This window comes from Streptomyces sp. NBC_00539, assembly GCF_036346105.1.
Lineage (GTDB): Bacteria > Actinomycetota > Actinomycetes > Streptomycetales > Streptomycetaceae > Streptomyces.
The window spans coordinates 4,778,861-4,791,488 of the sequence record NZ_CP107811.1; the positions used below are offsets into that span (position 1 = coordinate 4,778,861).

Consider the following 12,628-nt stretch of genomic DNA (forward strand, 5'->3'; position numbering starts at 1 on the left):
TTGCCGCCGACCACGTAGCCTGCGGGCCCTATGAATTACTGCCCCGCCTGCCAGAGGTACCTCAACGGCGCGCTCGCGTGTGCCGGATGCGGGACCCCGGCCGAGTACCTCATACCCGCCCCGCCGGCATCCGCCGCGGCGCCAGGCCATGAGCAGCACGGCCATGCGCAGCCGGGGTTCGCGCCGATGCGGGACCACCGGACGCAGGACGCCGGCTACGCCCCGCCGGGATACGGGGGCGGCGACGACCCCGGGCACGCGGGACACGGCGGCTACGCCGACCCCGGGAACACCGCGTACGCCGACCCCGCGTACGCCGACCCCGGGAACACCGCGTACGCCGACCCCGCGTACGCCGATCCCGGGTACGGCTCGAACGCCGGGTATGCCGGGCCCGCCTACCCTGCCTACCCCGCCTACCCGCAGCACCAGGACGTGCCCCCCGGCTCCGCTCCCGAGTCCGACGACCTCGACGCCGATTCGCTCGTGGTGCTGTCCGGGCCGGTGGACGGCCGGTCCCGGACGCGCGGCCGGGCCGCGGCCCGGGGTGGCAGCCGGACCCTGATCAGCGTCGGGCTCGGGCTGCTGCTGGCCACGGGCGGTTCGGTGGCCCTGGCCCGGATGACGACCGACAACGAGGGTGGCGGCCGGGCCGCCAAGGTCGAGCTGACCGACGAGGTCGGTCCCGAGACGCCGGAGCCGGCACCGGACGCGCCGAGCGGCGGGCCGCACTCCGGGGCGACGGGTACCGGCAAGGGCGCCGGGGGCGCGAAGGCCCCCGCGAGTGCCAAGAATTCCGCCGGGCCGAGCGGGTCCCCGAGCGGGTCCGCGCAGCCGGGCGCCGGGGCGAGCGCCTCCGCCTCCGGGGAACCGGGGCCGACGCCCACCGCCTCCGGGTCGGGGTCATCCGTACGACCCACCAAGCCGGGACAGCCCGCGCCCAGCACCTCCGGTACGACGAAGCCCCCCGCGCCGGTGCCCACGCCCACCCCGACGAAGAAGCCCAAGCCCACGTGCTGGTTCATCTTCTGCTAGCGGGGCCCGGCCGCTGAGGCTCAGCCCAGCATCCGCCTGAGCAGGTCCCGCAGCATCCCCCGCTCGGCGTCGGACAGCCCCGCCAGCGGTTCGCGCGCGAAGTCGAGCGACTCGCGCAGCCGGTCCGCGGTCAGCAGCCCCTCCTCGGTGGGGGCGGCCAGCTTCACCCGGCGGTCCGCCGGGTCCGGCCGGCGTTCGACCAGGCCGCGGGACTCCAGCCGGTCCACGATGCCGGTGATGTTGGAGGGCTCGCACCTGAGCTTCTGCGCGATCCGGCGCATGGGCATCGGTTCCAGGGACAGCAGGTTCAGTACGCGGGCCTGGGCGCCGGTGAGCTGGTGGCCGGCGGCCGCGTGCTCGTACTCCTGGTGGTAGCGGGTCACGACGTCGCCGATGAGCTCGACGACCTCAAGGGTCAGTGGGTCTGTGCGACGACTGGGCATGGATCTAGAGTACCCATTTACTTGACAACATGAAATATCCAGGAGCATGGTTGTTTCAGGTAGTGAAGCATTTGCCGCCGGGTTCCGTTTTCCCTCATGCCTCAGGAGCACCCCATGTCCCAGATTCCCGCCGTGAGCCGCGAGTGGCACCTCGTCCGCCGCCCGCAGGGCTGGCCCGTCGCCGAAGACTTCGCCCTGCGCGAGGTACCGGTGAACGCCGAGCCCGCCCCGGGCCGGATCCTGGTGCGCAACCTCCACATGTCCGTCGACCCCTACATGCGCGGCCGGATGAACGACGTGAAGTCCTACGTCCCGCCGTTCCGGCTGGACGAGCCGATGGACGGCGGCGCGGTCGGCGAGGTCGTCGCCTCCGCCGCCGAGGGCATCGCGGTCGGCGACCACGTGCTGCACGGCCTCGGCTGGCGCGAGTACGCCGAGCTGGACGCCAAGCACGCCACCAAGGTCGACGCCTCCCTCGCCCCGCTCTCCGCCTACCTGGGCGTGCTCGGCATGCCGGGCCTGACCGCCTACGCCGGTCTCTTCGAGGTCGCCTCCTTCAAGGAGGGCGACGCCGTGTTCGTCTCCGGCGCCGCGGGAGCGGTCGGCAGCCTCGTCGGCCAGTTCGCGAAGATCAAGGGCGCGTCCCGGGTGATCGGCTCGGCCGGCTCGGACGAAAAGGTGACGCTCCTCACGGAGAAGTACGGCTTCGACGCCGCCTTCAACTACAAGAACGGCCCCGTCGCCGAGCAGCTCAAGGAAGCCGCGCCCGAGGGCATCGACGTCTACTTCGACAACGTCGGCGGCGACCACCTGGAAGCCGCGATCTCCTCCCTCAAGGTGCACGGCCGCGCCACCCTGTGCGGTGCGATCGCCCAGTACAACGACACCGAGCCGGCGCCCGGCCCGCGCAACCTCGTGCAGGTCATCGGCAAGCGGCTGCGACTCCAGGGCATCCTCGTCGGCGACCACGCGGGGATCCAGCAGCAGTTCGTCCAGGACGTGGCCGGCTGGCTGCGCTCCGGTGAGCTGCGCTACGACGAGACGGTCCACGAGGGCGTGGAGAACGCCGCCGACGCCTTCCTCGGGATGCTGCGCGGCGAGAACACCGGAAAGATGATCGTTTCCTTCACCCGTTAGGCTCACTCCACACCGTCGTGATCGTGGGCGCGAGTCACGGCGATTCATATGGAGGATCCACTTTCATGTCCATCACGCAGTCCGACGTCGCGTACACCGCCGTGGCCACCGCCGAGAACGGCCGTGACGGTCGCGTCGCCACCCACGACGGCAAGCTCGACGTCGTCGTGAACCCGCCGAAGGAGCTCGGCGGCAGCGGCGAGGGCACCAACCCGGAGCAGCTGTTCGCCGCCGGCTACAGCGCCTGCTTCCAGGGCGCCCTCGCGGTCGTCGCCAGGAACGAGAACGCCGACGTCTCCGGCTCCACCGTCACCGCCGAGGTGGGCATCGGCAAGAACGACGACGGTTTCGGCCTGATCGTCAAGATCTCCGCCTCGATCCCGAACGTGGACGCCGCCACCGCCAAGGACCTCATCGAGAAGGCCCACCAGGTCTGCCCGTACTCCAAGGCGACCCGCGGCAACATCACGGTCGAGCTGGCCGTCTGACCGACGGGCCGGCTGACCGTCCGGCTGACTGGCTGACTGGCTGACCGGCTGACCGGCTGACCGGCTGACCGTCCGGTCCGCACCGCGGAGCCGAAGCGAAGGCCGCACTCCCCCGGGGGTGCGGCCTTCGCCCGTAAACTGGGCCGCATGGGTGATCTTGTGGGGGGTTTCCGGTACCTGCTCGCCGGACAGCGGTGGGTCTTCGCCAACGGCCGCTGGCTGGGCTTCGGCCTGCTGCCGGGGCTGGTCTCGCTGGTGCTGTACGCCGGCGCGCTCGTCGGGCTCGGGTTCGGCGCCGACGACCTGACGGCCTGGGCCACCCCCTTCGCCGACGACTGGTCCTCCCCGTGGCTCGGGCTGTTCCGCGGCTTCCTGACGGCCCTCGTGTTCGCCCTCGGGCTCTTCCTCGCGGTGATCACCTTCACCGCCGTGACCCTGCTGATCGGCCAGCCGTTCTACGAGTCCCTCTCCGAGCAGGTCGACAGGACCGAAGGCGGCGAGGTGCCGGAGTCCGGGCGGGGGCTGTGGGAGGACCTGTGGATCTCCGGCCGGGACAGCCTGCGGCTGCTGCTGCGGGTGGCGCTCTACGGGATCCTGCTCTTCGCCCTCGGGTTCGTCCCGGTGGTCGGGCAGACCGTGGTCCCGGCGATCGGGTTCTGCGTGTCCGGCTACTTCCTCACCCAGGAGCTCACCTCCGTCGCCCTCCAGCGGCGCCGTGTTGACCTCGGCGGGCAGTTGGCACTGCTGCGGGCGAGGCGGGCGCTGGCGCTCGGGTTCGGCGTGCCGCTGGTCCTGGCGTTCCTGGTGCCGCTGGTGGCGGTGTTCCTGATGCCGGGCGCGGTGGCGGGGGCGACGCTGATGGCGCGGCACCTGATGGGGGCGGATGCCGAGGCGGAGGACGCCGGGGACGCCGAGACGGCCTCGCAGACGGCCCCCGAGGCGGCTCCCGCCGGGGAGTTCGGTCCGCCGCCGTCCTGGTAGGGGGCCGCGCGCCGGCCGGTCAGGCCTCGATCGTGGCCGTCACCACGGACGGCGTACGGTCGTCCGCCTCGGCCACGAGGCTGCCGTCCGGCGCCCACACGGCGGCGCCGCCGCAGCCGGTCCACGGGCCCGCCGGGCCGACGTGGTTGGCCAGCACCACGTACATACCGTGGGCCCCGGCGATGCCCGGGTGGACGGTGGCCCGCTCCCGGACGCCCTCGCCCGTCCCGTACAGCGAGCTCGCCAGGTGCACCCGGCAGCCGTCCGCCGCGGCCCTGGCGGCCAGGTCCGGGAAGTGGTTGTCGTAGCAGACGCCGAGGCTGAAGCGGATCCCGCCGAGGGTGAAGCGGCCGTCGGCGGTGCCCGGTGCGAAGGCGCCCCGTTCGTGACGGTAGAGGTGCTGCTTCGCGTACGTCGTCACGTGCGCGCCGTCCGTGTCGTGGACCAGCGTGGCGAGGGCGGGCAGCGGGCCCGTGGTGCGCAGGGCGACGTTGACGGCGGTGGCGGTCCCGGCGGAGCGCAGCGGGTCCAGCCGGGGGTCGTCGGAGTCCGCCAGCCACAGACCCGGATCCCCGGCCAGGGCGTCCAGTTCGTAGCCGGTCAGGGTGAGTTCGGGGAACACCACGAGCTCGGCTCCCTGCTCCCGCGCGGCGGCGGCCAGTGCGGCGGCCGCGGCGACGTTGGCCGCGACATCGGCGGGTACACAGGTGAGCTGGGCTGCGGCGATCTTCACGCGCCCCAGGATGTCAGCCCCGTCCGCGGGGCCGACCTGGGGGTGGCGCGGCGCCGGGCCGTCCGGCCGTCGCCGTCGCCCCCCGCTCGCGGCGGTCCGCGAGCCGCTGCCCGGCCCGGGCGGCACGGCTAAGGGGCCGCCTGCGGGCCGCGGAGCAGGGTCAGGAAGGAGCGGAACGCGGCGGGCATGTCCACCGACTGCGGGGCGAGGAGCCACTGGTACTGGAGGCCGTCCATCACCGCCGTCAGCAGCGGGGCCGCCTCCTCGGGGGTGAGGCCGGAGGGGAGGCGGTCGCCGAACTCGGCGCGCAGCACCGCGGCCATCTCGGCGCGGACCTGCGCGTAGCGGTCGGTGAAGAACTCCCGGGCCGGGTGGCCGTCGGTGACGCTCTCGCCCAGCAGCGCCGAGAAGGTCTGCACGATGCCCGGGCGCATCGCGTTGTAGTCGACGAGGGAGGCCAGCAGGTCGAGCCGCCAGGTGTCCGCCGAGGCGCGCGAGCCGCCGCCGGTGTCCCAGCGGTCGCGCTCCTCCAGCACCGCGACCAGCAGTGCCTCCTTGGTGGGGAAGTAGTGCAGCAGCCCCTGCTGGGTCAGGCCGACGCGTTCGGCGACCGCGCCCAGGGACGCGCCCCGGTAGCCGCGCTCGGCGATCACCTCGACCGCGGCGCGCACGATCTCGCCGCGCCGCTCCTCGCTCCTCGTCCTGGCCATCGCCCCGGCACCCCTTCCCGTCCGCACCCTGCCCCGCCAGCAGGACCGTACGGCATGCTGATATCACAAGAACATCACGAGACCTACCGCTCTACAGGGAACGGGTCCACGATGGGCACACCGCACCGCACCGCACCGCACCGCGCCGCCCACCGCACCCACCCGACGAGGAGGCACGGCCGTGACCGATGCCGATCAGGCCCGTGAAGACGCCGTAGAGGCCGCGCTCGACAAGCTGGATCTCGACACCAAGACCCGTCTGCTGGCAGGTCAGGACATGTGGTCCCTGCCCGCCGTCCCCGAGATCGGGCTGGCGTCCCTGGTCATGTCCGACGGTCCCGTCGGCGTGCGCGGCGTGCGCTGGACCGCCGACGACCCGTCCGTCGCGCTGCCCTCCCCGACCGCGCTCGCCGCGGCCTGGGACCCCGCGCTCGCCCGCCGGGCCGGCCGGCTCCTCGCCCAGGAAGCGCGCCGCAAGGGCGTCCACGTACTCCTCGCCCCGACCGTCAACCTGCACCGGTCCCCACTCGGAGGCCGGCACTTCGAGTGCTACTCCGAGGACCCGTACCTCACCGGCGCCATCGGCTCCGGCTACGTCAGCGGAGTGCAGGACGGCGGGGTGGCCACCACCGTCAAGCACTTCGTCGGCAACGACGCCGAGACCGACCGCTTCACCGTGGACGACGTGATCGCACCGCGCACCCTGCGCGAGCTGTACCTCGCGCCCTTCGAGGCCATCGTCAAGAACGCCCGCCCCTGGGGCATCATGACCGCCTACAACCAGGTCAACGGCTCGTCCATGACCGAGCACCGGCACCTCGTCAACGAGGTGCTGCGCGCCGAGTGGGGCTTCGACGGGTGCAACGTCTCGGACTGGATGGCCGCACGCTCCACCACCGGCGCCCTCCTCGGCGGCCTCGACGTGGCCATGCCCGGCCCCCGCACCGTCTACGGCAGCGCCCTCGCCGGAGCCGCCCGCGCCGGGGAGGTCCCGCCGGAGGCGGTGGACGGCGCCGTGCGCAACGTCCTGCGCCTCGCCGCCCGCGTCGGCGCCCTGGAAGGCGCGCCCGCCGCCGTCACCGAACCTCCGGCCGGGATCGACGGTCAGGCGCTGGCCCGGGAGATCGCGGCCCGGGGCTTCGTGCTCGTCCGCAACGAGCCCGCGTCCGGCGGGCGGCGCGCCCTGCCGCTCGACACCGCGCCCGGCCGCACGGTGGCCCTGGTCGGCGCCGCAGCCCGCGACGCCCGGGTCCTCGGCGGCGGCTCGGCGACGGTCTTCCCCGAGCGGGTCGTCTCCCCGCTCGACGGTCTGGGAGCCGCGCTTCCCGCCGGGTCGCTCACGTTCAGTGTCGGCGCCGACCCCAGCGAGGAGCTCGTCCCGGCCGACAAGGGCTTCGAGCTCCGCGCGATCTGCCGCGACGCCTCGGGCGCCGTCCTCGGCGAAGGCAGCCTGCCGTCCGGCCAGGTGCAGTGGATCGGCGAGGACCTCCCGGCCGGCGCCACGTACGAGACGATGGCGAGCATCGAGGTCACCGGCACGTTCGTGCCGCGCGAGAGCGGCGAGCACGCCTTCGGCACCCGGGGGCTCGGCGTCTTCGCCCTCGCCGTGGACGGGCGCACGCTCTGGGAGGGCGTCCAGCGGATGGGCGAGGAGGCCGACCCGTTCGAGGCCTTCTTCGGCGCCCCCAGCGAACGCACCCGCACCACCTTGACCGCGGGGGAGCCCGTCGAGGTGTCCTTGACCTTCCAGGTGCCCGACGTGAGCGCCCTGCCGCTCAAGGCGATCATGTTCTCGCTGCTCCACCTGGGGCCCCGGCGGGACGCGGACGAGCTGATCGCGGAGGCCGTGGAGGCCGCCCGGGCCGCCGATACCGCCGTGGTCGTCGTCGCCACCACCGAGCGCGTCGAGTCCGAGGGCTTCGACCGCAAGGACCTGAGGCTGCCGGGGCGCCAGGACGACCTGGTCCGTGCCGTCGCCGCCGTGAACCGGAACACCGTGGTCGTCGTCAACGCCGGTTCCCCCGTGGAACTGCCCTGGCGCGCGGACGTGGCCGCCGTGCTGCTCACCTGGTTCCCCGGGCAGGAGGGCGGCGCCGCGCTGGCCGACGTACTCCTCGGGGAGACCGAGCCGGGCGGCCGGCTGCCCACCACCTGGCCCGCCGCGCTCGCCGACGCACCCGTCACCGAGGTCGTCCCCCGCGAGGGGCGGCTGGAGTACCGCGAGGGGCTCCTCATCGGGCACCGGGCGTACGAGGCCCGGGGGGTGAAGCCCGCCTACCCGTTCGGGCACGGCCTCGGCTACACCGAATGGGCGTACGAGGCGCTGGAGGTCACCGGGTCGGTGGCGCGGGTGCGGCTCACCAACACGGGCGCCCGGCCCGGGCGGGAGATCGTCCAGCTCTACCTGGCGCCGCTCGCCGACGACGCGGGGCGCCCGGCGAGCTGGCTGGCGGGGTTCGCACCGGTCGCCGCGGGCCCCGGTGAGAGCGTCGAGCTGGAGATCACCCTGCCGGACCGGTCCTTCGAGGTCTGGGACGAGAGCGCCGGCTCCTGGCGCCGCGTCGGCGGCGGATACGAGGTCCGGGCGAGCCGTGCGCACGGCGACACGCGGCTGACGGCCACTCTCCACGTCTAATGGCCGGAAATCACCCCTGAACCGGACCGGTGGAGGCCCCTGACGGCCCCCGCCGGTCCTCTCGCCCCGGCCCTGCCGCCGATGCCGCCGGAACTCAGCGCGGCAGCTCGGGCGCCGTCACCTGCCGGTGCGCGAGTTCCGCGAGCCGGGCCTGACCGGCCTTGCCCGGGTGGAACCAGTCCCAGCGGCTCAACTGCTCGGCCCCGAAGGGGTACTGGAACACGGCGCCGCCGTCGTAGCGGCAGAGCGGGTCCTTCGCGCAGACGCTGCGCAGCACCTCGTTGTACTCGACCACGCGCGCCCGGACGCGTTCCCGCCGGGCCGTCGCCTCCTCAGTGGACGACAGCGGCTCGGCCAGCATCGACTGGCAGATGCCGAGCTTCCACACCTGCCGGACCATCGGGGCGTCCTTGCCCTGCTCCCACAGCCGCTGCAAGTCCGGCACGGAGGACACGTACACCTGGGTCGAGGGGGACGCGGCCCGCAGGACGGCGAGGGCCTTCTCGAAGCCGTCCTTGAAGGCGGCGACCGAGGTCATGGAGGAAGTCGTGGGCCGGCAGGCGTCGTTCGAGCCGACCATCACCGTGACCAGGTCGGGCTTGTGCTCGGCGGCCGAGGCCAGCTGGCCCGCCAGGTCCGCCATCCGGGACCCGGTCACCGCGTAGTTCCAGCTGTTCGCGGGTGCATCGGCCTGCCCGAGCAGCCGGGTGGCGAGGGAGTCGACCTCGGGGTCGGCCCCGGTGGCCCACGAGACCTCCGGGCAGTCCGCCAGCACCGAACAGGCGTCGAACCCCCGGGTGATGGAGTCACCCACGGCGGCGATGGACTTCGGGGCGGTGTTCCAGCGTGGTCCGGCCTGCGCCCCCCGGCCGCTCTCGCTGCCCGGCCCGCCGCCCTCACAGGCCGTCGTGCCCCCTGCCAGCAGGGCGGCCGTCGCGACCGCCGCCGCGAGGGTCCGGCGGGTGCGTCGGCGCGGAGCGGTGGTGCCCATCGGGGTGGTCCCTCCCTCGTCGCCCCCCGTCCTGCGGGGGCGTCCTGCTGAGTGAATGCTCTGTGTCCACGGGGGTTCTGAGCGACCGTACGTCACACCGGGACCCCTGGCGCACGGTAGCTTTTTCCCGTGGCGTTTCGGCCGCAGGTCCCGCGACGCAATGTCAGATCATTTCCGTTACATTACATCTCGTCACATACTGTCCGTTTTCTGGAGTTTATTCCCGACCTCGTCCCACACTGGAGGTCCCGGTGACGACACGTGGAGTTCTGTACGTGCATTCCGCGCCGCGCGCGCTCTGCCCGCACGTGGAATGGGCTGTTGCGGGTGTTCTCGGGGTGCGGGTGAACCTCGACTGGATCAGGCAGCCGGCCTCCCCCGGCACCTGGAGATCCGAGTTCTCCTGGCAGGCCGAGGCGGGCACCGCCTCGAAACTCGCCTCCGCGCTGCGCGGCTGGCACCTGCTGCGCTTCGAAGTGACGGCCGAGCCCTGCCCGACGGCCGAGGGGGAGCGCTACAGCTCGACCCCCGACCTCGGCATCTTCCACGCCGTCACCGGACTGCACGGCGACATCCTGATCCCCGAGGACCGGCTGCGCGCCGCCCTCGCCCGCTCCGCGCGCGGCGAGAGCCACCTGGAGACGGAGATCTCCACGCTGCTCGGCAAGCCCTGGGACGACGAGCTGGAGCCCTTCCGCCACGCGGGCGAGGGCGCCCCGGTCCGCTGGCTCCACCAGGTGGTCTGAGCCGCTCCCGGTCAGGCGGAAGGCCCCGCCCGGCACAGCCGGGCGGGGCCTTCGACGTCGAACGGGGTATCAGACCGTGCGGAACGCCAGCGTCACGTTGTGGCCGCCGAAACCGAACGAGTTGTTGATCGCCGAGATCGGACCGTCCACCGGCAGCTTGCGCGGCTCACCGCGCACGATGTCCGCGTCGATGTCGTCGTCCAGCTCGTCGACGTTGATCGTCGGCGGGGCGATCCGGTGGTACAGGGCCAGCACCGTCGCGACGGTCTCGATACCGCCGGCACCGCCCAGCAGGTGACCGGTCATCGACTTGGTCGCGGAGATCGCGATGTGGTCGAGGTCGTCGCCCAGGACCTTGCGCAGGGCCTTCAGCTCGGCCGTGTCACCCTGCGGGGTGGACGTGGCGTGCGCGTTCAGGTGCACCAGTTCGGACGGGTCCAGGTCCGTGTTGTCGAGCAGGTTCTGCACGGCGGCCGCGACACCGCGGCCCGTCGGCTCCGGCTGCGCGATGTGGTGGCTGTCCGCGGACAGGCCCTGGCCCAGCACCTCGCAGTAGACCCGGGCGCCGCGCGCGGCGGCGTGCTCGGCGGACTCCAGCACCACGACGCCGGCGCCCTCGCCGAGGACGAAGCCGTCACGGGCCTTGTCGTACGGACGCGAGGCCTGCTCGGGGTTCTCGTTGTTCTTGGACATCGCCATCATGTTGGCGAACGCGGCGATCGGCAGCGGGTGGATCGCCGCCTCGGTCCCGCCGGCGACGACCACGTCGGCGCGGCCGGTACGGATCATCTCGACGGCGTAGCCGATGGCCTCGGCGCCCGACGCGCACGCGCTGACCGGGGTGTGCACACCGGCGCGGGCGTTGACCTCGAGGCCGACGTTGGCCGACGGGCCGTTCGGCATGAGCATGGGGACGGTGTGCGGGGAGACCCGGCGCACGCCCTTTTCCTTCAGTACGTCGTACTGGTCGAGCAGAGTGGTGACGCCGCCGATGCCGGAGGCGATCACGGTGCCCAGGCGCTCGGGGAGGACGGAGACGTCCTCGCCGGCCGGGGCGGTGTAGCCCGCGTCGGCCCAGGCCTCACGGGCCGCGATCAGCGCGAACTGCGCCGAACGGTCGAGCTTGCGGGCCAGCGGCTTGGGCAGGACTTCGCCGGGGTCCACGGCGGCCTGAGCGGCGATGCGGACCGGGAGTTCGGCGAAACGTTCGCCCTCCAGGGGCTTGACGCCGGAACGGCCGGCAAGCAGACCTTCCCAGGTCGAAGCGCTGTCGCCACCCAGCGGAGTGGTTGCGCCGATACCGGTGACGACCACGGTGCGATTGGTCGGGCTCACAGGAATTCTTTCTCCACGTCTCAGGGGGTGCTGAATTGTCACGGCGCCACCGCGGGGTGGCGACAAACGCTCGGCAGGCTCTTAGGCCTGGTTCTTCAGGATGTACTCAGCGGCGTCGCCGACCGTCTTGAGGTTCTTGACGTCCTCGTCCGGGATCTTGACGTCGAAGCGCTCTTCGGCGGCGACGACGACCTCGACCATGGACAGGGAGTCGACGTCCAGGTCGTCGGTGAAGGACTTGTCGACCTGGACGTCCTCGGTCGGGATACCGGCGATCTCGTTGACGATCTCGGCGAGACCCTCGACGATCTCTTCCTGGGTGGCGGCCATGAGGCGCTCCTTCTTTAGCTAATTGAATGATCAGGGAGGGAAAAAACGATCCCGGCCCTAGGGGAGGGTAACGACCGTCGCGGCGTAGACGAGCCCCGCCCCGAAGCCGATGACGAGCGCGGTGTCGCCGCTCTTCGCCGCTCCGGTCGCCAGGAGCCGCTCCATAGCGAGCGGAATCGAGGCGGCCGACGTATTGCCGGTGGTTTCCACGTCACGGGCGACCGTGACGTGGTCCGGCAGCTTGAGAGTCTTCACCATCGAGTCGATGATCCGCATGTTGGCCTGGTGCGGAATGAAGACGTCCAGGTCATCCGCGGTGATCCCGGCCGCGTCGAGCGCCTGCTGGGCCACCTTGGCCATCTCGAAGACGGCCCAGCGGAAGACCGCCTGGCCCTCCTGGGTGATGGCCGGGAACTTCTCCCCGCCGCCCTTGCCGAGGTACTCGTCCCACGGCACGGTCTGCTTGATCGTCTCGGACTTGTCGCCCTCCGAACCCCACACCGTGGGGCCGATGGCCGGTTCGTCCGAAGGACCGACGACCACCGCGCCGGCGCCGTCGCCGAACAGGAAGGCCGTCGCCCGGTCCTCCAGGTCGGTCAGGTCCGACAGGCGCTCGACACCGATGACGAGGACGTACTGCGCGGACCCCTCGACGACCATGCCCTTGGCCAGCGTCAGGCCGTAACCGAACCCGGCGCAGCCAGCGGAGATGTCGAACGCGGCCGGCTTGACCGCCCCGACCCGGTGCGCGATCTCCGTCGCCACGGCCGGCGTCTGCTTGAAGTGCGAGACCGTGGAGACGATCACGGCGCCGATCTGCTCGGGCGAGACACCGGCATCGGCCAGCGCCTTGCCCGAGGCCTCCACCGACATCGCGGCGACGGTCTCCTCGGGCGAGGCCCAGTGCCGGGTCGCGATGCCCGAGCGCGAGCGGATCCACTCGTCGGACGAGTCGATCGTCTCCAGGATCACCTCGTTGGGCACCACACGGGTCGGGCGGTAGCCGCCGACACCGAGGATGCGGGCGTACGGGGAGCCCTTGGCAGGCTTGATCTTCGACATGC

General features: G+C 72.5%; 13 protein-coding genes. 6 read left to right on the top strand and 7 right to left on the bottom strand.

The genetic code is table 11. The features are described 5' to 3' along the window. Positions 1–186 precede the first annotated feature (186 nt). Positions 187–1,035 carry a hypothetical protein gene (locus tag OG861_RS21415; protein WP_329194991.1) on the top strand — a complete coding sequence of 283 codons (849 nt, stop codon included), beginning with the start codon at positions 187–189 and terminating at the stop codon, positions 1,033–1,035. Positions 1,036–1,055: 20 nt separating this feature from the next. Here OG861_RS21415 and OG861_RS21420 read toward each other — a convergent pair whose 3' ends face one another. Beyond that, the gene (locus OG861_RS21420; RefSeq protein ID WP_330261840.1) at positions 1,056–1,478 is read right to left on the bottom strand and encodes a MarR family winged helix-turn-helix transcriptional regulator; all 423 of its coding nucleotides are present in this window, start codon (positions 1,476–1,478) and stop codon (positions 1,056–1,058) included. A gap of 114 nt (positions 1,479–1,592) precedes the next feature. On the opposite strand from OG861_RS21420, the gene OG861_RS21425 reads away from it, so the two are divergent. The 3 genes from OG861_RS21425 to OG861_RS21435 all read left to right on the top strand — a co-directional run bounded on the left by OG861_RS21425 (position 1,593) and on the right by OG861_RS21435 (position 4,084). Continuing rightward, positions 1,593–2,615, top strand: a complete 1,023-nt coding sequence (locus OG861_RS21425; protein ID WP_329194988.1) for an NADP-dependent oxidoreductase — start codon at positions 1,593–1,595, stop codon at positions 2,613–2,615. Positions 2,616–2,680: 65 nt separating this feature from the next. Then, positions 2,681–3,103 (top strand): organic hydroperoxide resistance protein, encoded by a 423-nt coding sequence (locus tag OG861_RS21430; protein WP_329194987.1) that lies wholly within the window; start codon positions 2,681–2,683, stop codon positions 3,101–3,103. A gap of 147 nt (positions 3,104–3,250) precedes the next feature. Further along, positions 3,251–4,084: an EI24 domain-containing protein gene (locus OG861_RS21435; protein ID WP_329194985.1), complete on the top strand. Its 834-nt coding sequence runs from the start codon at positions 3,251–3,253 to the stop codon at positions 4,082–4,084. Positions 4,085–4,103: 19 nt separating this feature from the next. Here OG861_RS21435 and OG861_RS21440 read toward each other — a convergent pair whose 3' ends face one another. Both OG861_RS21440 and OG861_RS21445 read right to left on the bottom strand, forming a co-directional pair. Next, positions 4,104–4,817: a carbon-nitrogen hydrolase family protein gene (locus OG861_RS21440; protein WP_329194984.1), complete on the bottom strand. Its 714-nt coding sequence runs from the start codon at positions 4,815–4,817 to the stop codon at positions 4,104–4,106. Between the two features lie 128 nt (positions 4,818–4,945). Then, positions 4,946–5,527: a TetR/AcrR family transcriptional regulator gene (locus OG861_RS21445; RefSeq protein WP_329194983.1), complete on the bottom strand. Its 582-nt coding sequence runs from the start codon at positions 5,525–5,527 to the stop codon at positions 4,946–4,948. A gap of 181 nt (positions 5,528–5,708) precedes the next feature. Here OG861_RS21445 and OG861_RS21450 point away from each other — a divergent pair, with 181 nt between their 5' ends. Then, the gene (locus OG861_RS21450; RefSeq protein WP_329194982.1) at positions 5,709–8,162 is read left to right on the top strand and encodes a beta-glucosidase family protein; all 2,454 of its coding nucleotides are present in this window, start codon (positions 5,709–5,711) and stop codon (positions 8,160–8,162) included. A gap of 94 nt (positions 8,163–8,256) precedes the next feature. Here OG861_RS21450 and OG861_RS21455 read toward each other — a convergent pair whose 3' ends face one another. After that, positions 8,257–9,153 carry an SGNH/GDSL hydrolase family protein gene (locus tag OG861_RS21455; RefSeq protein ID WP_329194980.1) on the bottom strand — a complete coding sequence of 299 codons (897 nt, stop codon included), beginning with the start codon at positions 9,151–9,153 and terminating at the stop codon, positions 8,257–8,259. 251 nt (positions 9,154–9,404) lie between these two features. Between OG861_RS21455 and OG861_RS21460 the strand changes: the two genes are divergently transcribed. Continuing rightward, positions 9,405–9,899: a DUF3145 domain-containing protein gene (locus OG861_RS21460; protein ID WP_329194978.1), complete on the top strand. Its 495-nt coding sequence runs from the start codon at positions 9,405–9,407 to the stop codon at positions 9,897–9,899. A gap of 69 nt (positions 9,900–9,968) precedes the next feature. Here OG861_RS21460 and fabF read toward each other — a convergent pair whose 3' ends face one another. The 3 genes from fabF to OG861_RS21475 all read right to left on the bottom strand — a co-directional run bounded on the left by fabF (position 9,969) and on the right by OG861_RS21475 (position 12,626). Beyond that, positions 9,969–11,234, bottom strand: coding sequence for a beta-ketoacyl-ACP synthase II (gene fabF, locus OG861_RS21465; RefSeq protein ID WP_329194977.1), 1,266 nt, complete (start codon positions 11,232–11,234; stop codon positions 9,969–9,971). Positions 11,235–11,315: 81 nt separating this feature from the next. After that, entirely contained in the window at positions 11,316–11,564 is a 249-nt protein-coding gene (locus tag OG861_RS21470) for an acyl carrier protein (protein WP_329194975.1), read from the bottom strand. Positions 11,565–11,621: 57 nt separating this feature from the next. Next, a complete protein-coding gene (locus OG861_RS21475; protein ID WP_329194974.1) occupies positions 11,622–12,626 on the bottom strand; it encodes a ketoacyl-ACP synthase III in 1,005 nt (334 codons plus the stop codon). Positions 12,627–12,628 lie beyond the last annotated feature (2 nt).

Excerpts from the sequence above, each read along its gene's own strand:
- OG861_RS21415 (WP_329194991.1), top strand. The coding sequence starts at position 187 with ATGCGGGACCACCGGACGCAGGACGCCGGCTACGCCCCGCCGGGATAC.
- OG861_RS21420 (WP_330261840.1), bottom strand. The coding sequence starts at position 1,478 with ATGCCCAGTCGTCGCACAGACCCACTGACCCTTGAGGTCGTCGAGCTC.
- OG861_RS21425 (WP_329194988.1), top strand. The coding sequence starts at position 1,593 with ATGTCCCAGATTCCCGCCGTGAGCCGCGAGTGGCACCTCGTCCGCCGC.
- OG861_RS21430 (WP_329194987.1), top strand. The coding sequence starts at position 2,681 with ATGTCCATCACGCAGTCCGACGTCGCGTACACCGCCGTGGCCACCGCC.
- OG861_RS21435 (WP_329194985.1), top strand. The coding sequence starts at position 3,251 with ATGGGTGATCTTGTGGGGGGTTTCCGGTACCTGCTCGCCGGACAGCGG.
- OG861_RS21445 (WP_329194983.1), bottom strand. The coding sequence starts at position 5,527 with ATGGCCAGGACGAGGAGCGAGGAGCGGCGCGGCGAGATCGTGCGCGCC.
- OG861_RS21455 (WP_329194980.1), bottom strand. The coding sequence starts at position 9,153 with ATGGGCACCACCGCTCCGCGCCGACGCACCCGCCGGACCCTCGCGGCG.
- OG861_RS21470 (WP_329194975.1), bottom strand. The coding sequence starts at position 11,564 with ATGGCCGCCACCCAGGAAGAGATCGTCGAGGGTCTCGCCGAGATCGTC.
- OG861_RS21475 (WP_329194974.1), bottom strand. The coding sequence starts at position 12,626 with ATGTCGAAGATCAAGCCTGCCAAGGGCTCCCCGTACGCCCGCATCCTC.